Annotated in this window: 18 protein-coding genes; 14 read left to right on the top strand and 4 right to left on the bottom strand. The window is 54.2% G+C overall.

Annotated features, from left to right (window positions below; translation table 11 throughout):
- Positions 1-56: 56 nt before the first annotated feature.
- Positions 57-2,525, bottom strand: coding sequence for a S8 family serine peptidase (locus IDSA_RS11350; protein ID WP_034777113.1), 2,469 nt, complete (start codon positions 2,523-2,525; stop codon positions 57-59).
- 122 nt (positions 2,526-2,647) lie between these two features.
- Here IDSA_RS11350 and deoD point away from each other — a divergent pair, with 122 nt between their 5' ends.
- The 3 genes from deoD (at position 2,648) to IDSA_RS11335 (ending at position 5,850) form a co-directional block, all read left to right on the top strand.
- Complete coding sequence (deoD, locus tag IDSA_RS11345) at positions 2,648-3,352, top strand: purine-nucleoside phosphorylase (RefSeq protein ID WP_034777111.1); 705 nt, start codon at positions 2,648-2,650, stop codon at positions 3,350-3,352.
- Between the two features lie 104 nt (positions 3,353-3,456).
- Positions 3,457-5,046, top strand: coding sequence for a peptide chain release factor 3 (gene prfC, locus IDSA_RS11340; protein ID WP_034777109.1), 1,590 nt, complete (start codon positions 3,457-3,459; stop codon positions 5,044-5,046).
- 3 nt (positions 5,047-5,049) lie between these two features.
- A complete protein-coding gene (locus IDSA_RS11335; RefSeq protein ID WP_034777107.1) occupies positions 5,050-5,850 on the top strand; it encodes a TatD family hydrolase in 801 nt (266 codons plus the stop codon).
- On the opposite strand, the gene IDSA_RS11330 is transcribed toward IDSA_RS11335, so the two are convergent.
- Positions 5,796-6,395 carry a hypothetical protein gene (locus IDSA_RS11330; protein ID WP_034777105.1) on the bottom strand — a complete coding sequence of 200 codons (600 nt, stop codon included), beginning with the start codon at positions 6,393-6,395 and terminating at the stop codon, positions 5,796-5,798. The two genes, IDSA_RS11335 and IDSA_RS11330, sit on opposite strands and share 55 nt — an antisense overlap.
- 79 nt (positions 6,396-6,474) lie before the next feature.
- On the opposite strand from IDSA_RS11330, the gene serB reads away from it, so the two are divergent.
- Genes serB through IDSA_RS11300 form a run of 6 tightly spaced genes read left to right on the top strand, consistent with a single transcriptional unit; the run spans position 6,475 to position 12,748 of the window.
- Entirely contained in the window at positions 6,475-7,143 is a 669-nt protein-coding gene (gene serB / locus IDSA_RS11325; protein ID WP_034777103.1) for a phosphoserine phosphatase SerB, read from the top strand.
- Positions 7,130-8,494 carry a DNA repair protein RadA gene (gene radA / locus IDSA_RS11320; RefSeq protein ID WP_034777101.1) on the top strand — a complete coding sequence of 455 codons (1,365 nt, stop codon included), beginning with the start codon at positions 7,130-7,132 and terminating at the stop codon, positions 8,492-8,494. Before serB ends, radA begins: the two co-directional genes overlap by 14 nt.
- Complete coding sequence (locus tag IDSA_RS11315; RefSeq protein ID WP_034777099.1) at positions 8,491-9,237, top strand: ABC transporter substrate-binding protein; 747 nt, start codon at positions 8,491-8,493, stop codon at positions 9,235-9,237. The genes radA and IDSA_RS11315 overlap by 4 nt, the downstream gene beginning before the upstream one ends.
- Positions 9,234-10,190 (top strand): FecCD family ABC transporter permease, encoded by a 957-nt coding sequence (locus tag IDSA_RS11310; protein WP_034777097.1) that lies wholly within the window; start codon positions 9,234-9,236, stop codon positions 10,188-10,190. The genes IDSA_RS11315 and IDSA_RS11310 overlap by 4 nt, the downstream gene beginning before the upstream one ends.
- Positions 10,183-10,944 carry an ABC transporter ATP-binding protein gene (locus IDSA_RS11305; protein ID WP_034777095.1) on the top strand — a complete coding sequence of 254 codons (762 nt, stop codon included), beginning with the start codon at positions 10,183-10,185 and terminating at the stop codon, positions 10,942-10,944. Before IDSA_RS11310 ends, IDSA_RS11305 begins: the two co-directional genes overlap by 8 nt.
- Positions 10,931-12,748 carry a TonB-dependent receptor plug domain-containing protein gene (locus tag IDSA_RS11300; protein WP_198024072.1) on the top strand — a complete coding sequence of 606 codons (1,818 nt, stop codon included), beginning with the start codon at positions 10,931-10,933 and terminating at the stop codon, positions 12,746-12,748. The genes IDSA_RS11305 and IDSA_RS11300 overlap by 14 nt, the downstream gene beginning before the upstream one ends.
- A gap of 2 nt (positions 12,749-12,750) precedes the next feature.
- Here the strand turns inward: IDSA_RS11300 and IDSA_RS11295 are convergent, their stop codons facing one another.
- Positions 12,751-14,082, bottom strand: a complete 1,332-nt coding sequence (locus tag IDSA_RS11295; protein ID WP_084694124.1) for a S41 family peptidase — start codon at positions 14,080-14,082, stop codon at positions 12,751-12,753.
- Between the two features lie 145 nt (positions 14,083-14,227).
- Here IDSA_RS11295 and nagZ point away from each other — a divergent pair, with 145 nt between their 5' ends.
- The gene (nagZ, locus tag IDSA_RS11290) at positions 14,228-15,247 is read left to right on the top strand and encodes a beta-N-acetylhexosaminidase (RefSeq protein ID WP_034777089.1); all 1,020 of its coding nucleotides are present in this window, start codon (positions 14,228-14,230) and stop codon (positions 15,245-15,247) included.
- Positions 15,248-15,251: 4 nt separating this feature from the next.
- Here the strand turns inward: nagZ and queC are convergent, their stop codons facing one another.
- Positions 15,252-15,905, bottom strand: coding sequence for a 7-cyano-7-deazaguanine synthase QueC (queC, locus tag IDSA_RS11285; RefSeq protein WP_034777087.1), 654 nt, complete (start codon positions 15,903-15,905; stop codon positions 15,252-15,254).
- Positions 15,906-15,970: 65 nt separating this feature from the next.
- Between queC and queE the strand changes: the two genes are divergently transcribed.
- From queE to IDSA_RS11265, 4 genes are all read left to right on the top strand, one after another.
- Positions 15,971-16,663, top strand: a complete 693-nt coding sequence (queE, locus tag IDSA_RS11280; protein ID WP_232221307.1) for a 7-carboxy-7-deazaguanine synthase QueE — start codon at positions 15,971-15,973, stop codon at positions 16,661-16,663.
- An 82-nt stretch (positions 16,664-16,745) separates the two neighbouring features.
- A complete protein-coding gene (locus IDSA_RS11275) occupies positions 16,746-17,024 on the top strand; it encodes a Flp family type IVb pilin (protein ID WP_034777086.1) in 279 nt (92 codons plus the stop codon).
- Positions 17,024-18,211 (top strand): hypothetical protein, encoded by a 1,188-nt coding sequence (locus IDSA_RS11270; RefSeq protein ID WP_034777084.1) that lies wholly within the window; start codon positions 17,024-17,026, stop codon positions 18,209-18,211. The genes IDSA_RS11275 and IDSA_RS11270 overlap by 1 nt, the downstream gene beginning before the upstream one ends.
- A complete protein-coding gene (locus IDSA_RS11265) occupies positions 18,208-18,741 on the top strand; it encodes a hypothetical protein (protein WP_126760596.1) in 534 nt (177 codons plus the stop codon). The genes IDSA_RS11270 and IDSA_RS11265 overlap by 4 nt, the downstream gene beginning before the upstream one ends.
- Positions 18,742-18,747 lie beyond the last annotated feature (6 nt).

Raw genomic sequence — 18,747 nt, 5'->3', positions numbered from 1 at the left:
AAAAGCCCGCTCAGCAGTTGCTCTGAGCGGGCTTCGTCAGTTCATATCGCCGGAGTTTATTTACTCATCAGCGGATGTAAACGGGTTACTGCCTTGGCAAGTTCTGCGCGGGTGAAATCTTCCGCTGGCGCAAAAGTTGCGGTTAGCTTCGGCTCCAGATCAAAAGGCCCTTGTACCACTTCGATGCGGGCATCCATTAGCCCCATGTGCAATGCCGCCTGCACATAACCACGAAGCTCTGGCGCGATGTCATCACTGTCACTGAGCGTGACAACCTGATCAAATACCACTACCTGAACATCCTGCTCCGGGTCAAAGTCACGCGCTACGGGTTCCAGACCCAGTGACTGTACCAGTGAGTAAGCCAGTTGCTGACGTGCCACCAGATCATCGCTGCCAAATATATCAGCGGAGTGAGCCGGGAGTACTGAAGCAAAGTCATACGCACGATCTTTCAGTGAGGCGCCTTGTTCACTGACAGCGTTCAGCATAGCGGCATTTTCTGATGTAGCATCCAGATACACCAGTTGGTTACCAGTCTGGGGCTGACGCACTGATCCGCTTAGCGTCAGCACATCGGCCAGGGTCTGCTTAATAACTGTCTGATCTGGATTGAAGCCACTGGATTCAGCGTCCATCAGGCGTTCACTGACCGCATACTCAATAAAACCACGACCAGGATGGTTAGCAGTATCGCTGATACCGTCGTAGCCGTTGGTTTCGAGCAAGCGAATGTTCACATCAACGGCACCTGGTAACCCGATCCCGTTCGTTAAACCAAGTGGGTCAACCGAAAGGCCGCTGACACTACCGATGCCACGTGCGTAGACTTTCCATGTACCCGCCATGCCTGGCGCTGAAGTTCCTACTGAGGAGCCAAGTACTGGCAGACCTATGCCTGAGCCGTAGGTGTTACCTGCCGGATCTTCAAGAACAAAGGCCGTGCCGGTTTCAATGTTGGCGCTTGCCATCACCAGCGATGTGGCTTCATTCACTTCAAAGGTTTCAAAGTCGCTTTCACCGGCAACCGTGTAGTTGACGGTACGGCTGAAGCTGGCGCCTTCGGTAACCTGTGCACTGGCGTTGAAATCACGGTTCAGTTTCACCGTGTCGCCGAAGCGATCATCCATTTCTACCGCGGCTTTTACTGCAGCGTGGGCATTCACATAACCGGCACCCACTTCCCAGGCTTCACGACCTGGCATCACGGTGGCGGTGTCCTGCAGAATTTGCTTCACCTGTTGCCATGTCAGATCAGGATTCGCTTCCAGCATCAAGGCGACAATGCCGGAGATATGCGGTGCTGACATTGAGGTGCCGCTTGAGGTGGTATAGAAAGCCAGGTGTTCAGGCGCGATAAGTTCGGAATCCTGGCTGGCGCTTAAACCGCCGAGACTTGATGTTGAGGCGCGGGCCGAAATGATATCGACACCCGGCGCTGTCACAGTCGGGCGATCTTCCCAGACATATTCCACTCCATCAACGGTGGCGGTACCGGACTTACCATCGACACCACGGGAACTAAAGTCCGCCAGGTTACCGTCTTTATCGCCGGCCGCCACGGTAACTACCCAGGGCGCTTTTTTAAAGTTACCGGTGATCGTTGATTCCCCTGAACCTGAGTTACCAGCTGAAAACACGGTAATAATACCGCGATCGGCCAGTGCTTTCGTTGCGACGTTGGTGGGATGATCGGGATTAAAGTCGGAACCCGTGTCAGCAGTGCTGCCGAAAGAATTCGAAATAACCCGGATGTTGTAATCAAACTGATGTGTCAGCGCATAATCAAAACCGCCCAGGGTATCAAGAATAAAGAGTCCGGCGCCTGAACCATAACCGATAATGTCAGCACCAGGCGCAACCCCGGCATGCAGGCCACTACTCATGGCACCATTACCACCAATGGTGCCGGCTACATGGGTACCATGACCACCGCCAATGTCGGTGTTGGCCACATTCTCCTGGTAAGTAATGGGTAGTAAATCACTGAAGCTGCGCAAATTAGTCTGCGCCAGTACGTTCTGCACCACGTGCTGCGGATACATCAGATCACTATGGGTACCATCAACACCAGAGTCATTGACGACGACGCCGATGCCGCGGCCCGAATAAGGAATACCGTTTTTTCGCAGGTTTTGGTCAGCGCGCAGTTGCTGTACGCCGGTGAGTTCTGTGGCACCGTTATTTTCATAGCTCAGGGTTTCGTTATTCCATACTGAGACGACGTCGTCGCGGGCGTAGATTGCCTCAATCTGCGAAGGCGTGGCCAGCGCACCAACCATAGGCAACTGGTTCAGACTGACACCATGTATGCCAAGGCTAGATAAAAAATTAAGCTGACTGGTGCTGGGGCTGCCAGTCTGATCAAAAGTTATAATGACCTGGTGCAAGGTTTCACTATCGCTAGCTGCGATAAGATCCTGCAAGTTGGGATCGAAAGTTTTTGCCCACAGAGATGCGGCGGGCAGTGAAAGTGCAATAGCCAGTGATACTGAAGTAAGTTTATGCGTTATTTTTGGTTTCATAAGTACACCTGTACGGGTTGGTTGAAATTCGTACTTTAGATTTACATGGGTGCGATCACCGGGCTATAGGGGATCTCCCTCATATTGCGAGCCGGGTAACTGGATAAATAAAGGAAAAAATGATGAGCACACCGCATATCAGTGCTGCCAGCGGCGACTTTGCTGAGATTTGTCTGTTCCCCGGCGATCCGCTTCGGGCAAAATATATTGCGGAGACGTTTTTCGGTCAGCCAAGGTTGGTCACTGCCGTACGTAATATGTTGGGTTATACCGGAACCTATCGTCAGCAGCCGGTCTCGGTAATGGGCAGTGGCATGGGGATTCCGTCGTGCTCCTTATATGCGACCGAGCTCATCCGCGATTTTGGCGTCCGCAAGCTGGTTCGGGTTGGTACCTGCGGTGCCGTGGCCGGACATGTGCAGCTCAGGGATATCATTATTTCGCAGGCCGCCTCGACCGATTCATCTTTTAACCGCAATAAGTTTGGCGGTTTTGATCTGGCTGCTATCAGTGACTTTGGCCTGTTGCAGCAAGTGGTAGCAGAGGCTGCAAAAAGAGACCAGGCCGTGCATGTAGGGAATATATTTTCTACCGATCGTTTCTATAATGAGCCGCAGTTGACTGTCCTGCTGCAGCGGTTTGGGATCCTGGGTATTGAAATGGAGGCGGCGGGGCTGTTTTCGGTGGCCGCAGAATATGGCGCTAAAGCACTGGCGGTGCTTAGCGTTGCTGACCATTTGTTACAGGATACCCATCTGGATGTGGCTACCAGGGAAACCGGCTTTAATGACATGATCGAGCTGACATTAAACGCACTCACTACCTGAACAAATCCTGTTGCGGCTGGCAAAATCCTATTCTTTGTTTGTTTATCCTGACAGGATCGGCGAAAATACGCTTATCAGATAAATGACCAGGAAGACAGAGATTAATGCCCAATAGTGCCCTGCAGAAAGAAGTAGCAAAACGCCGTACCTTCGCAATTATTTCGCACCCGGATGCTGGTAAAACCACCATCACCGAGAAAGTGCTGCTGCATGGTCAGAAATTGCTGAAAGCAGGAACCGTTAAAGGCAAGAAGTCCGGGCAGCATGCGAAATCCGACTGGATGGAAATGGAAAAAGAGCGGGGTATCTCGGTAACCACCTCGGTGATGCAGTTCCCCTACCAGAACGCGCTGGTCAACCTGCTCGATACCCCCGGTCACGAAGATTTCTCGGAAGATACGTACCGCACCCTGACCGCAGTGGATTCCTGCCTGATGGTTATCGACGGCGCCAAAGGCGTCGAGGATCGCACCATCAAGCTGATGGAAGTAACACGCCTGCGCGATACCCCTATTATTACTTTTATGAACAAGCTGGATCGGGATATCCGCGATCCTCTTGAGCTGCTTGATGAAGTTGAGCGCATTCTGAATATTATGTGCGCCCCTGTTACCTGGCCTATTGGCTCAGGAAAAAACTTCAAAGGCGTCTATCATCTCATCAGGGATCAGGTGATCTTTTACAAAACCGGGCAAGGTCATCGCATCCAGGAAATTGATGTGGTCGATGGGCTGGATAATCCGGTCTTGGATCAGCGGTTGGGTGAATATGCGCAAGAGCTTCGCGAGCAAATCGAACTGGTAAAGGGCGCTTCGAATGAGTTTGACAGTGAACTCTTTCTGGCTGGTGAACTGACTCCCGTTTATTTTGGTACTGCGCTGGGCAATTTCGGCGTTGATCATATGCTCGATGGTTTGGTGGAGTGGGCGCCACGGCCATTATCACGGGAAACTGACGATGGCCGCAAAATTGACGCGACCACACCGGGCTTCTCAGGTTTTATCTTCAAGATACAGGCGAACATGGATCCGCGTCATCGCGACCGTGTGGCATTTATGCGCATCGTGTCAGGTCAATATCAGCAAGGTATGAAGATGTACCAGACCCGGCTCGGGAAAGAGGTTCGGATTGCCGATGCGCTGACTTTTCTGGCCGGCGACCGTGAACACGTTGAAGAAGCTTTCCCAGGCGATATCATTGGGCTGCATAACCATGGCACTATTCAAATCGGCGATACCTTTACCTCCGGCGAACAATTTAAGTTCAGCGGCATCCCTAACTTTGCTCCGGAATTATTCCGCCGGATCCGCCTGAAAGATCCGCTAAAACAGAAACAACTACTTAAAGGCTTAGTACAGTTGTCTGAAGAAGGCGCAGTACAGGTATTCCGGCCGCTCGCCAACAATGATCTTATTGTTGGTGCCGTTGGTGTCCTGCAGTTCGATGTGGTTGTCCACCGGCTGCGCTCTGAATATAACGTCGATGCTGTATATGAAAATATCAATGTCGCCACTGCCCGTTGGGTTAGCGCGGAGAGTGAGCGCAAGCTGGATGAGTTTCAGCGCAAGGCGACCGCTAACCTGGCCCTTGATGGCGGCGACAACCTCACCTACATAGCACCAACCATGGTTAACCTGAACCTGGCGATAGAGCGCTATCCAGATATTACCTTTAGCCATACCCGGGAACATTAAAGCATGAGTTATCTGTTCGATACGCACTGTCATCTGGATTTTGAAGATTTTGATGCGGATCGGACAGAAGTGCTTGAGCGCGCCGCAGATGGCGGTATCCGCACCATCATGATTCCCGGCGTAAGCCGTGAACAAAGCCTGCGTGAGCAGGTCCATCATCATGATGTTTTGCTGTTGTATGGTTTTGGCTTGCACCCTTATTTTATCGGAAAACATAGTGCCGGTGATCTGGACTGGGTTGCTGAGCAGCTGGATGCACACCCCGGTGCACCCGTAGGTGAAATTGGTCTTGACGCAACCTGCGCTGATTATCAGCTGCAACAAAAACTGTTTCGCGCTCAGGTAGAATTCGCCGCAGAGTTTCAGCGTCCGCTCATTTTGCATCACCGCAATAGCCAGGCTGATTTACTGGAAGTGATCCGCCCCATGCGCGACCAGTTACCGGCCCTGGCCGGAGTGCTGCATGCCTTTAGTGGTAGCGCGGAACAAGCGCAGCAATGGCAGGACCTTGGCTTTAAGCTCGGCGTTGGTGGCACCATCACTTATGAGCGGGCGAAGAAAACCCGGGACGCTATTGCGCGCAGTGAGCTTGGCGGGTTGGTGCTTGAGACCGATGCACCTGATATGCCCGTATGTGGGCGCCAGGGCAAGCGTAATGAGCCGTTATGCTTACTGGAAGTACGCCAATCCTTACTCGGCCTGCGCAGTGAGTCTGAAGATGAGCTGGACGCAATCTTATGGAAGAGCAGTCAGGAAGTCTTTGCCGGGGCGTTTGCCGCTGCCGAGCGTTCGGGCCGGCGATAACGCCAGCGGTTAAAGGTAACAGCGATAAATACCCCTGCCAGCAGTGCGAAGCCAAGCAAAAACTGTCCGTAGTAACTTAAATAGGCGTGGGTTTTTATCGGCATCGCCAGCAACTGTCGTTCATCTACTGTCAGGTGCAGGTAGCCAAAAATCTGTGAACCGTCGCGGATCTCCTCAACCATGACCCAGGGACTGCTTTGCGGAGTTGCAGGAATCATTGCTGCCTGACTGGTCAGGCTCTGACCGTAACGGTTTTTTACGGAAGCTGCCAGGAACATGGGGCGCTGGCGGATATCATCAACGAGCTTCTGCAGCCGGTCGGTATCATCTTGCGTTAGCCAGTACTGGGCCTCGTGCGCCGCTTGTTGTGCGGTCAACCGCAATACTTGCTGACTGTGTTGCTGTAGTTCCTGCATACTCGTGGTCTGCATCGTGCTCCACAGATGTTCGATCAGCAGAATAAGCAACACAGCCAGGGCAAATCGGCGCAAGCGCCGATAGACAAGCTGCGTGATATTGATAACATGGCGTGAGGTACTGTTCATGCAGCAAATATACGCTGTCGCCTGCTATGCGGGCAACCCATTTAGCAGCAAATAACCGCAAACAAGGAATCTGCCCGCAATGATCGATTTATCCAGGCCCGGTCTTATTGTGTTTGATATGGACTCAACCTTAATCACTATTGAGTGTATCGACGAAATTGCCGGGTTAGCGGGGCGTAAAGCAGAAGTCAGTGCGGTTACCGAAGCGGCGATGCGCGGTCAGCTGGATTTTGCCGCCAGCCTACAGCAGCGGGTACAGGTGCTGGCCGGTATCTCAGAGCAACAACTGCGCACCTTGTTCGATCCGATCCCCGTTACCCCCGGCGCTGCAGAATTAGTGGGCTGGTTTAAACAACTTGGCTGGCGCACCGCGGTGGTGTCAGGCGGTTTCACCTGGTTTACCGGGCCGCTACGTGAAATGCTGCACTTAGACGCGGATATAGCTAATCAGCTGGAGTGGTATGAGCAACAACTAACCGGACGGGTCTCGCTGCCGATTGTGGACGCGCAGGTGAAGGCCGATAGCTTGCGGAAGCTGGCACAGCGCTGGCACATTGATGTAGCGAACACGATAGCAGTCGGCGATGGCGCCAATGATATTCCGATGCTTGAGGCCGCGGGTCTGGGCGTCGCTTTTTGTGCCAAACCGGCACTTAAGGCTATTGCGGATATTGTTATCGAATCGCCAGATCTAATGCTGCTGAAAACCCAACTGGAACAACGAGTGAATCAACATGGCAAAAGCTAAGACAGCCTACGTGTGTACCGACTGCGGCGCGGACTATATGCGCTGGCTGGGGCAATGCACCGAATGCAAAGCGTGGAATACCATCACCGAAGTGCGAATTACTCAGCCGAAGAGCAGCATTAGTGCTGACCGGCGTGGCTTTGCCGGGGCAACATCAGCGCAGGTACAGACGCTCAGCGATGTAAACCTGGATGATGTTCCGCGCTTCAGCAGTACCTATCAGGAGCTCGATCGGGTGCTTGGCGGCGGCATCGTGCCCGGCTCAGCGATACTTATCGGCGGTTCGCCGGGCGCTGGCAAAAGTACGTTGCTGTTGCAGGTTATGTGCAAGCTTGCTGAGCAGGTCACTGCGCTCTACGTAACCGGTGAAGAATCGTTGCAGCAGGTCGCTTTGCGGGCGCGCCGGCTTGGTCTTCCGGTTGATAAACTGAGGATGCTGGCGGAAACCTCAGTGGAAACGATTTGTAATCTGGCAGACCGGGAAAAGCCCCGGGTGATGGTGATTGATTCGATTCAGGTAATGCATCTGGCGGATATTCAGTCGGCGCCTGGCAGCGTCGCTCAGGTGCGTGAGTCCGCAGCCTTTCTGACCCGCTACGCAAAGCAAAACGGCGTGGCTATTTTTATGGTCGGCCACGTCACAAAAGAAGGCTCCCTGGCCGGGCCTAAGGTACTGGAACATTGTATCGACTGCTCGGTCATGCTTGAAGGCTCGGCGGATTCACGTTTTCGCACACTGCGGGGCAGTAAGAACCGCTTTGGACCGGCCAACGAACTTGGCGTATTCGCGATGACCGGGCAAGGGCTGAGAGAAGTCAGCAATCCCTCGGCCATCTTTCTGCAACGCGGCGAGGAACATGGCAGCGGCTCGGTCGTCATGGTGATCTGGGAAGGCACCCGGCCGCTGCTGGTTGAATTACAAGCACTGGTAGATGCCTCACAGCTAGCGAATCCACGCCGTGTAGCGGTGGGCACTGAAACCACGCGACTGGCGATGTTACTGGCGGTATTACATCGCCACGGTGGCTTGCATATGTCGGACCAGGATGTGTTCGTTAACGTCGTTGGTGGCGTGCGGGTAACCGAAACCGGCGCGGATCTGGCCTTGCTGCTGGCGATTGTATCGAGTTTCCGTGAAATACCTTTACCGCGCGACTTAATTGTTTTTGGTGAAGTCGGTTTGTCGGGTGAAATCCGCCCGGTTCAAAACGGTCTGGCGCGCCTTAACGAAGCGGCGAAACATGGCTTCACCCGCGCTATTGTTCCGGCGGGTAACCGTCCGAAAGAAGCCGTGCCTGGTATGACAGTGACCGTGGTTAAAAGTCTGCAGGAAGCCCTGGAAGCGTTATGAGGTTATTCAAGTGGGCCCTGATGGTGCTGGTGTGGCTCATTGCTGCGCCGGTACTGGCTCAGCAGCGCGTGATATCCCTTAACCCTTGTTACGATGACTGGCTACCGAAATGGCTGCCAGCAAGCTCAGAGGTGATTCCTTCCAGCGCGCATCAGAATCGCCTGGAAACCATTATCGCGCTGAAGCCTACCGTAGTGGTGGCCGGTAGCTTCACCGATCACCGGCTGCTTACGGCACTTCGGGAGTTCAGCCAAATTGTAGTCATTCAACAGCCCTCCGACTGGATTCAGTGGCATCAGGAAGTGCTCAGCGCCGGTGCCTTACTTGGTCAGCAGGGCGCTGCCCGGCAGTGGCTTGAACAGCAGCAACACGAATTACGCGAGGTAGCTGCAGGCAGCCGTGATTCGGTACTCTTTGTTATGCCCAACCAGTACACCTGGGGACCAGACAGTTGGGCCGCAAACCTGCTCAACGATTATCAGATCCCCTTTATCACGTCGTTAACCCATGGTCAGCTAGGGCAACTGAGGCTTGAACAGCTGCTGACGCTGGCGCCAGATCGCGTCGTACTTGAGGGGTTCTCAGATGATTATGCCCGCGCGCAGGATTGGCTCTGGCATAGCGCCGTATCGAGCTGGCTGGATGGGCGTCAGCGAAGCTTTGTAGAGCCTGAACTGGCTGGTTGTCCGGCCGTAAAAGCGGTCGACTATCTTGTGCAAATAATCGGAACCGAACAACGATGAAGTTTTTACTGCTGAGCCTGTTATTGCTGGTTATTGCCGTCGTTTACCTTGGTATGGGGCATTCGGGCTGGCAGGGCTGGCCGGGATCCGCGTTACAGCAGGATATCGTGCTACAAATCCGGTTACCACGGTTATTACTGGCGATGGCGAACGGTGTCGCCCTGGGACTTGCAGGTGCCACCTTACAAATTATTCTGCGTAATCCGCTGGCCGAGCCAGGTATTACTGGTGTGGCTGGCGGCGCTGCGCTGGCCACAGTGCTGGCCATGTATACCGGCTGGTTGCTACCGGTAAGCTGGTGGTTGCCGCTGGTGGGCATGTTCGGCGGCGCTGTTAGTCTGTTGTTGCTATGGCTTATTGCCGGTACAAACCCGTCAGGTACCCGCATTATTCTCGGCGGTGTGGCCATTGCCTCATTCAGCGGTGCGCTGATTGCGCTGGTACTGAATCTGGCGCCCAATCCATTTGCTTTTCAGGAGTGGAGCCTCTGGCTGATGGGCTCAGTCGCTAACCGGGGCTGGCCGCATTTGATCCTGATGATACCCTGCCTCGTGATCGGCGCCTTGCTGTTATTTAGTCAGCGGCAGTTTATCGGTGCCCACATTTTTGATCCGGCAACATTGCGCTCGCTCGGTTTTAACTCCGGCCGCGGCTCGTTATTTGTGCTGTTCGCGGTAACCTTACTGGTTTCAGCCTCGGTCATTACGGCTGGTGTGGTCAGCTTTATCGGGTTGCTGGCGCCGCACGCCGTGCGCCTGCTTGGTATTCAGCGACCTTATCCGCTAATGGTATGGAGCGCTGTCGCCGGGGCTTTGTTAATGGCTATCATCGATATGACCATCAGGTTAGTGCCGACGGCGGTCGAACTGCAGCTTGGCGTAGTGGCTGCATTTTTAGGCGCGCCGTTACTGGTATTTCTGTTGCGCCGCCCGTACGGAGATACGCATGCTTGAGCTCAGCGCGGTAAGTGTCAGAAAGCGTCTTGAAGGGGTGTCCTGGACGGCAGCTCCAGGTCAGCTCATCGGTGTTCTCGGCGCCAATGGTGCGGGCAAATCAACCTTGTTAGCGTGCATGGCGGGCCAGCTGTCTCCTGATTCTGGCGGCTGTTACTGGCAGCAACAGCAAGTTAGTCGCATGACGACGCAAGTCAGGCGGCAGGTTATTTCATATCTTCCTCAGCATCCTTCTGTCAGCGCTCCGGTATCGGTTGGTCATGTACTGGCGACCGGGCTGGTCAATTTGCGGTTGCCGGTGGCGCTGGCGGAGCGGGTTAGTCAGGTGGCGCGCGAGTTTAACCTGACTAACCTGCTTAACAGGCCGATGACGCAGCTCTCTGGTGGTGAACAACGCCGGGTGCATCTGGCCAGATCGCTGTCGTCAGATAGTGCGCTGGCGCTATGTGATGAGCCGGTGGCTGGCCTGGATCTCTATTACCAGTTGCGGGTAATGGAATTGCTGCAACAGCGCGCCCGCAGTGGCCAGCTGGTTTGCATTGCGTTGCATGATCTGGCTCTGGCTGCCCGCTATTGCGATAAACTGATATTGCTGCATCAGGGCCAGCTGCTGGCAAGCGGGCAACCTATGCAGGTACTGACAACGGACAATCTGCGTCGGGCCTACGGCATTGAAGCGCGCTGGTGGTGCGATGACGACGGTGTGGCTATGTTGCCAACCTTGTGCAAAGGAGAACACAGTGGCGACTTGTAGATGGATTGTACCCGTTATATTAAGTACGGCAATGACCGCCACTCAGGCTGCTGAAGTGATTGAAGTGCGGGGTATTCAGCCGAGTGCCTGGGATCGGTTAAACAGCTACTCGCTAACCAGTGACGAAATTGACGGCATTAATAGCGTGACGCTTACTGATTTACTGTTGCAGCTGCCCGGGGCTGACGGTAGTCCGACAGCGGCGGGTTCGCCGCCCCAGTTATTTATTCAGGGGCTGCCGATCAGCCGCTGGTTGATCATGCTCGACGGTGTGCCGCTACACAGCGCTACGCTTGGCAGTGCGGATCTGAGCTTCATTGAAACCGCAAACCTGGCGAGCGTCGAGATCCTCTCTGGCAGCCTGAGCTCGCTTTACGGCAGCCACGGCATGGCGGGCGTTATTTTGCTAACCACGCACAAAGAATCATCGCGACTGGCGCTACAGACTGGCTCCCATGGACTGGCTTCGGTCAGCGCCAATGTGGCGGCGCCTGTTAGTGAAAAAACAAGGGGCAGGTTCGGGTTCAGCGTACGTTCCTGGGATGGAATGGATCAGCAAGAACTGCCTGGTACCGAAGATAACGATGGTTTATTTCAGTACAGCCTTAGTGCCGGGGCGGATCATGAATTAAGCAATCAGTGGCGGTTGCAGTGGCAGGGACGGGCCGAGCGCCAGCGGCGTGAATATGACAACCGCTGTTATGACAGTGTGAGCTTTGCCACAGTGCCCTGCGAACCCGAACTCGAGCAACGGAGCGAACAACAGCAGCTATCCGCCAGTCGCCGCCAGGGTGGAGGCCTTGATCAGTTGCAGCTCAGCTATTGGTCAAACCGGGTGACCGACCGCGACAGCGCTTTGCCCGCCGATAGCTGGTCGGGGCAAAATGACAGTTTTGCTACCACCCGCTGGCAGCTTAGCGCACAACAGCAACGGCATTGGCAGATGGCTGGTGAGCGTGTTCTTGACGCTGGCTGGGGCCTATCACTGGTAGACGAAACTGCCGCTGGCTCTGCGGTGAATTATCAAAAGGATCAGCGCACCGTGGCCGGTATTTTCGGCCATATCGGGTTGCAGCATGAAGAAATCGGCACTCAGTTAAGCTGGCGCCTGGAAGATGCTACCGGGCAGTCGCTGCGGCATGCTGTCAGTTGGCGCACCTTGTGGAAGCCAGCGGCCTACGGGCATTGGTCAGTTGAACTGGGCACGGGTTTTCAGCGGCCTGGGTTTAATGATCTTTACTGGCCCCAGGGCGGCAATCCCGATCTCCAGGATGAAACCAGTTATGGTATCCAGTTGCAGTGGCAGCATATGATCAGAGATAACAAAGTAACGTTTTCGGGCTATGCTCGCAGGCTGGATAATTTAATTCAGTGGGTGCCGGACAGTACCGGCTGGTACTCAGCACAAAATACTGAAGAAGCTGAGTTACGCGGGCTTCGCCTGGAATGGCAGCGGCGTTTCGGCGACTTCGGCATCAGCACCAGTATCAACGTTACCGAGGCCAGCGATGGTGCGGGTGAGCCATTGCCATTCCGCGCTGAGGAGTTCGGCCAGCTGCTGCTGAACTACCAAACCGGAAACTGGAACTGGACCTGGGATATGCAGTACCGTGGCAGTCGCAGCGGTAATCAGCAATCGTTACCAGCTTATCTGCACCATGATCTGCGGCTGGACGGTCCGGTTTCACCAGCCAGCAGATTAGTTGTCAGTATCCATAACCTCTTCGACACTGATGTACAGTGGCAGCAAGGCTGGAGGGTTCCAGAGCGACAGTTGCGGCTGCAGTGGCTCTGGAACTGGTAGCATCAGTATTCACTGCGCCACTGATCGAGCAGGGTATAAGCATGGGGTGATTCTGGCTTACTCTGCTTCTGTGTCTGTTGTTGCGGATCCGGGCTACAACTGCCATTAGCTATATGATAGCCGGCCTCTGCCAGCAGCGGATCATCCAGATGGCCCCAGTCACCAACTAAAGTATCCGGCGCCGTGCACTGTGGCGCCAAACCATCAAAGTAGCGGCCGTTGTCGTTAGCGTTTAAGGTTTCAAAATTGACCACAAAGGTTCGTTTGTCACAAATGGAACGGGGCACTTGCCCGACAGGCTTACCGCAGGTGCGACCGCCTATTACCACAACCTCAACAAAGGGTTTCAGGGCATTGATAATAAGTTCAGACGAAGAGCAGCTGGCGGCAGTGGTCAGCACGTAAACCCGGTTCAGGTTGAACTGCCGGACGCCTTCATAAAGCTGAAACAGCTCGGTTTCATTATTTGCAGAATTCTTGTCGTTATAAATATACTGCGTAAAAATTTCACCTAAGACATTATTTCCGGCTGCCTGAGTTGCTGCCTGGTTCGCAAACCGGGTAAGTCCGCCACCGTTGTAGCGCACATCGATAACCAGTTCATCAATATCGGTAAATTGATTATAGGCGCCATTAAGATCCTGGCCGGTGCGCTGAATAAAGCTATTTAACACGTAGTAGCCAACCCGTCGGTTACTGAGATTAACCACTTCAGCAGCAAGTACGGTATTGGTGTCTACTACGGTTTTGGTAAGCACATCGGTAAATTCGGTGCCGTCCTGACGGCGCCAGGTTAGCTCCACCGCCACGCCTTCTTCCGACGCGCCCAGCGCGGCGTTATATTCGTTTTGTTGCAGTAGCGTTGAGACAGGCACCCCGTCAATTGCCAGCAGTTCATCGGAACGGCGCAGGCCAGCGTTATCTGCTGGTGACTCATCATAGACATAGTTGATGAATACCGCGGTATCGATGATTCTCGCGGAAAAACCAAACCCAATAAATTCCGCCTCAACAAAGCGGCTTTGATATTCTTCTTCGGTGAGGATGAAGCTATAGCGATCAACATTGCTACGGATACCCTCAAGCAGTTCATACACTGACGCGTAGTTATCCAGATTTACCGTGGAGGGGATATCTTCATACCAAAAATAGTCATCGCGCATGTAACTTAAAAACTGTTCTTTTTCATTAGTTACCGAGCAGAAATCACTAACGTTGTCGTTGCCGTCGCTCGGATCACTGCTGCCACCGCCGCAGCCAATCAGCACGGCGCTGGCGAGCATAGCGATGGCCAGCCTGCTTGGTCGGAGTCGTGTGCTAGTTTGCTTTTGCATGATGGTCACCAGAGAGGTTAGCGTAATGAAAGAATCTCTATCTTTTATAAGATGCTGCCAGTCCGAAGTCCAGTCTAATTTTGCCTAGTGACGGCTGTCACGAAATTTGGCACACTGCTGGCAGCGCAATCAATGAGTGGTATCTATGACAGCTGTAATGATTGATCTTGAGGGCCCCGAACTAACTGCAGAAGAAAGGGAATTGCTCGCGCATCCCGCAATCGGTGGGGTGATATATTTTAGCCGGAATTATGTTGATCCCGGGCAAATTCAGGAATTGGTGCGGCAGACGCGTGCCGCGGCACGTAATCCGCTGATTCTTGCGGTCGATCACGAAGGCGGCAGGGTCCAGCGCTTCCGCGAGGGCTTTTCAGCAATTCCGGCGATGGCCAATATCGGCCGCTACGCGCGGGATACCAGCGAAGCTCAGCAATGGGCGCAGGAACTCGGCTGGCTGATGGCCAGCGAAGTGCTGGCAGTTGATATTGATATCAGCTTTGCGCCGGTTCTCGACCTTAATGGTATTAGCGAAGTTATCGGCGATCGCGCCTTCGCTGAACAGCCTCAGGCAATAATTCCGATTGCCCGCGCGTTCATTAAAGGTATGCATCAGGCTGGTATGAAAGCCACGGGGAAACACTTCCCGGGACATGGTTCGGTCGCCGCTGACTCACACATCGCGATTCCGGTCGATAACCGCTTATGGGACGAGATTGTTGCCACCGACCTGCCCCCCTTTATGGAGCTGGCGTCCTGTCTGGATGCGATTATGCCAGCCCATGTGATCTATCCTGATGTTTGCAAGCACCCCGCAGGCTTCTCCGAGCGCTGGTTGCAGGACGTACTGCGGGCTCAGCTTGAGTTCCATGGAGTGATTTTTAGTGATGATCTGGCGATGGCTGGCGCCACGGTCGCCGGTAGTATGGCGGATCGGGCTAAGGCGGCTTTGCGGGCCGGTTGTGACATGGTGCTGGCCTGTAATGACAGAGCCGGCGCGATAACGGTTATTGAAACGGTTGCGCCGCTGGTTAATAAAGACCCGCGACGTTATGCCCGCAGCTATGAGCTACTGGCGAAGTCGGCATCGATGAATCTGAATACGCTACGTAACCATCCGCGCTGGCATAGTGCCCAGCAGGTACTGCAGAAGGTTACCGCAGGTTAGTCGCTTACTCGTAGGCTAGGGGGTCGGTCTGATTGTTAGCGGCAAAAGCTTCTAACCGTTCGATACAGGCCCCGCACTTACCACAGGCAAGTTCCCGGCCATTATAGCAAGTCCAGGTTTGGCCGTAGTCCAGTCCCATGGCCAGTCCCGCGGCCAGAATCTCGGCTTTATTATTCTGCAGAAACGGAACGTCGATGGTCACCGGCTGATAATTGGCAATCTGGCTGACATCGTTCATTTTCAGGACAAACTCTGGCCGGCAGTCCGGATAGATTGCATGATCACCCGAATGCGCGCCGTAGCAGACGGCCTCGGCTTCGATAGATACCGCATAGCCGATTGCCAGCGACAGCAGAATCATATTGCGATTTGGCACCACAGTTGACTGCATCGAAACCGACTCATAGTGACCTTCCGGAATATCAATGTCATCAGTCAGGGAACTGCCGGCAAGCAACTGATTGATCGCGGTAATATCGACAATTTTATGGGGTATGTTGGCTTGCTTACAGACGGCTGCGGCGCTGTCCAGTTCGCGCACATGGCGCTGACCGTAGTTAAAGGACAATGCGTAGACCTCGTGGCCTTGTTGCAGCGCGTGGTGCAGCACAGTAAATGAATCCATGCCGCCGGAATAAATCACAACAACTTTTGCCATGTCAGGCGTCCCTTTTGCTTGGTTGATCAGGTACAATTCAGAAAGACCAGCGTATTTTACCGGAATTGGCGGAGAATCCTATCAGCACAGCTTACCCAATTAATGAAATCTTCGAAACCATCCAGGGTGAAGGGCAGTTCACCGGGGTTCCGTCGATTTTTGTGCGTCTGCAGGGTTGCCCTGTGGGGTGCCCGTGGTGTGATACCCAGCACACCTGGGAGCTGAAAGAAGCGGCCCGGGTCGGTGCCTCCGGGGTAGTTAATAAAGCCGGCCCGAGTGAGCAATGGGCTGAACTGAGCGCTGCCGATATAGTGGCACTATTTCGTGAGCAGGGTTACCAGGCGAAACATGTGGTTATTACCGGTGGCGAGCCCGCCATGTATGATTTGCGACCGCTGGCGGCAGAACTGGAACCCCTGGGCTATCGACTGCAAATTGAAACCAGTGGTACTTTTACGCTGCTGGTTAGCGCTGACACCTGGGTCACGGTTTCGCCAAAACTGGATATGCCCGGCGGCTATCTGGTGCGACCCGACTGTATGCAAAGAGCCGACGAAATCAAATACCCGGTAGCAATGCAAAAGCATATTGATGCGCTGGATAATCTCTTATCCCGCTGTCCGCCGCGTCCCGAAGTAAGCATCTCGCTGCAGCCTATCAGCCAGCGTCCGCGGGCAACTGAGCTCGCCATCAAAACCTGTATCGCCCGGAACTGGCGCCTGTCAGTGCAACTGCATAAGTACCTTAATATTGAGTAAGCCCTCCACCTAAGCTGCTCACCATCAAAAATAAGCCTCTTATACTTTAGTCCTCAGGTTACTGAAGCTATCGGAGGGTTGTATGCGCTTACTATCTCGTTTTAAAGCTCAGCTTGGTCAGGGCATGACCGAGTACATCATCATCGTGGCACTGATTGCGGTTGCAGCAATCGGGGTCTATTCCCTGTTGGGTAAAACGGTTCGCAATCAGGTTGCCGGCATCGCTCAGGAAGTTAGCGGTCAAAGCGCTGCCCAGCAAATTAATACCGCGAGATCCGCCGCCCGGCGTTCATCAACGGTCGCCCGCCAGGATGTTAATCTCGGTAATTATGACGAAAGCACTGAGTCCGGGGGCAACTGATGTACCGGCAGCGCGGATATCTTTCGGTACTTTTGTTGCCGTTGCTCACTGCTCTGTTATTGCTGGCGCTGGGGATGATCAGCCAGAGCAGCGATAACCGTGAGCGATGGCTGCGGCAAACTGTTGCTGACAATATGGCAGGCTCTGCCGCTGTTTTGCTTGCTCGAGAGCTGAATCTGCTGGCGATACTGAACCGCGCGTTACTTGGTAATCAGTTAGTGCTAGCGCAATTGGTTGGTATCGCAAGCTGGTACGCCATGATGCAGGATACCGCCGCCAGAGCGGCAAAGATCACGGCCTGGATTCCTTACCTGAATGCAGTTACCCGGCAAATCCAGGTCATGACGGACACCGTCGGGCAGCCACTCAATTATATTCTGCGGCTCGGTATCGCGGTACAGCAGGGGTTGACCACCGCCATTCAGCTTGCACAAGGGCTGATCCGCCTGTCTTTTGCCACACTGATTCCGGCAACACTGACTACAATCGCTGCCCGGCATGGCTTTGAGGAGGAATCCTTTGATCTATTTCATGCGCCGGGCCTGTTGCCGTTGCAATGGCGTTGGTGGGCGTACCTGCCACTGCAAACCACCGCGACTGATGATGATGTCCTTAAAGAACTGATGAGCCACAGCCTTGATCCTTTTAGTCAGGAGCGTAGCTACAGTTGGTTTAACCTGTCCTTTTTTAAAATTCGTAAAGCCGGGGGCGCCCGTCTGCAGATCGACAATGCTGGCAACTGGAGCTGGCAGGCAATGGATACCGTATCGGTGCATACGCGGATTCTATTTAGTCGCGTTGAAGTACCCTGGGGCGACGGTGCAGGCTATCTCGGGCAACCAGTTTCTGCAGCGGCGGCCGATGATTTCGGCGGCAGTCCCCGGATTAACTCGCGTGCTTCGCGCTGGGCGCTGGCGGCGCAAGGTTCGATGGGCCGTCAGGCGACACCGCTGAAATATTTTAACCGGCGACGCTTTGATGTCACTAATCTTCCCGCCGCTATTATTCGCTTTGGCGATGTACTGGCAAGGGCGGGCGTGCGATTCAGCCGGCCGCGTTCGTTGTTTCCCCGCGCGGACGACCGTACTGAGCAGCCAAACCTCTTTAATGCACTTTGGGAGGGCGAGCTGCAGTCGTTAACTATGCAGGACAAACTTGTTCTGGCGGCCACGGGGGAGCCGTCATGAAGTGCCGGATAACGGGTCAGGCGATGCTCGAGGCAATGGGCTTCCTTAGTATAATAGCTGTATTGCTCGGTTACGCCATGCTGGAGCTGCATCGCGCCAGTCACACGGCACAACAGCGCATTGATCGCAGCCGCTCAATTATCTGGCAGGTGACGCCGGATGAGCGGATCCGCGCCGAATCGGACTATCCTTTTGCGGAAAGGACACAGCACGTGTTGGAGCCATTGAGTCGTCTGAGCCAGTTCGAACTCCCACAGGATAATCTGTGGCTGCTCGCTCGCAGTGATGACACCCTTGCTATGGCGCGGCTGACTGACAGCTGGAGTCCGCAGCAAAGTGTGCAGCTCAGTGAACGGCCAGCGCAGCTGACCCCCTCTTATTACATTAGCGAACTGGGCCTTAATTCCGTCTTAAAAATACTGAGCTGGTTGCCGGTTACCCGTGAGTTTGCCCCTGACAGTTTGCGACTGGGGTTCATTAATACCGATGCGACGCCGGCGGAAATTATCTGTGACAGGGAGCCATGCTAAGTGATA

This window comes from Pseudidiomarina salinarum (assembly GCF_000753715.1).
GTDB classification, from domain to species: domain Bacteria; phylum Pseudomonadota; class Gammaproteobacteria; order Enterobacterales; family Alteromonadaceae; genus Pseudidiomarina; species Pseudidiomarina salinarum.
The sequence above is the reverse complement of the archived record's forward strand: the minus strand, read 5'-3'. Positions and strand labels throughout refer to the sequence as shown.

What these genes read in the sequence shown, in the direction of transcription:
- IDSA_RS11265 (WP_126760596.1), top strand. Translation starts at nt 18,208, where the DNA reads ATGAAGTGCCGGATAACGGGTCAGGCGATGCTCGAGGCAATGGGCTTC.
- deoD (WP_034777111.1), top strand. Translation starts at nt 2,648, where the DNA reads ATGAGCACACCGCATATCAGTGCTGCCAGCGGCGACTTTGCTGAGATT.
- IDSA_RS11310 (WP_034777097.1), top strand. Translation starts at nt 9,234, where the DNA reads ATGAAGTTTTTACTGCTGAGCCTGTTATTGCTGGTTATTGCCGTCGTT.
- prfC (WP_034777109.1), top strand. Translation starts at nt 3,457, where the DNA reads ATGCCCAATAGTGCCCTGCAGAAAGAAGTAGCAAAACGCCGTACCTTC.
- IDSA_RS11305 (WP_034777095.1), top strand. Translation starts at nt 10,183, where the DNA reads ATGCTTGAGCTCAGCGCGGTAAGTGTCAGAAAGCGTCTTGAAGGGGTG.
- IDSA_RS11330 (WP_034777105.1), bottom strand. Translation starts at nt 6,395, where the DNA reads ATGAACAGTACCTCACGCCATGTTATCAATATCACGCAGCTTGTCTAT.
- IDSA_RS11350 (WP_034777113.1), bottom strand. Translation starts at nt 2,525, where the DNA reads ATGAAACCAAAAATAACGCATAAACTTACTTCAGTATCACTGGCTATT.
- nagZ (WP_034777089.1), top strand. Translation starts at nt 14,228, where the DNA reads ATGACAGCTGTAATGATTGATCTTGAGGGCCCCGAACTAACTGCAGAA.
- IDSA_RS11270 (WP_034777084.1), top strand. Translation starts at nt 17,024, where the DNA reads ATGTACCGGCAGCGCGGATATCTTTCGGTACTTTTGTTGCCGTTGCTC.
- IDSA_RS11295 (WP_084694124.1), bottom strand. Translation starts at nt 14,082, where the DNA reads ATGCAAAAGCAAACTAGCACACGACTCCGACCAAGCAGGCTGGCCATC.
- serB (WP_034777103.1), top strand. Translation starts at nt 6,475, where the DNA reads ATGATCGATTTATCCAGGCCCGGTCTTATTGTGTTTGATATGGACTCA.
- radA (WP_034777101.1), top strand. Translation starts at nt 7,130, where the DNA reads ATGGCAAAAGCTAAGACAGCCTACGTGTGTACCGACTGCGGCGCGGAC.
- IDSA_RS11315 (WP_034777099.1), top strand. Translation starts at nt 8,491, where the DNA reads ATGAGGTTATTCAAGTGGGCCCTGATGGTGCTGGTGTGGCTCATTGCT.
- queC (WP_034777087.1), bottom strand. Translation starts at nt 15,905, where the DNA reads ATGGCAAAAGTTGTTGTGATTTATTCCGGCGGCATGGATTCATTTACT.
- IDSA_RS11335 (WP_034777107.1), top strand. Translation starts at nt 5,050, where the DNA reads ATGAGTTATCTGTTCGATACGCACTGTCATCTGGATTTTGAAGATTTT.
- IDSA_RS11275 (WP_034777086.1), top strand. Translation starts at nt 16,746, where the DNA reads ATGCGCTTACTATCTCGTTTTAAAGCTCAGCTTGGTCAGGGCATGACC.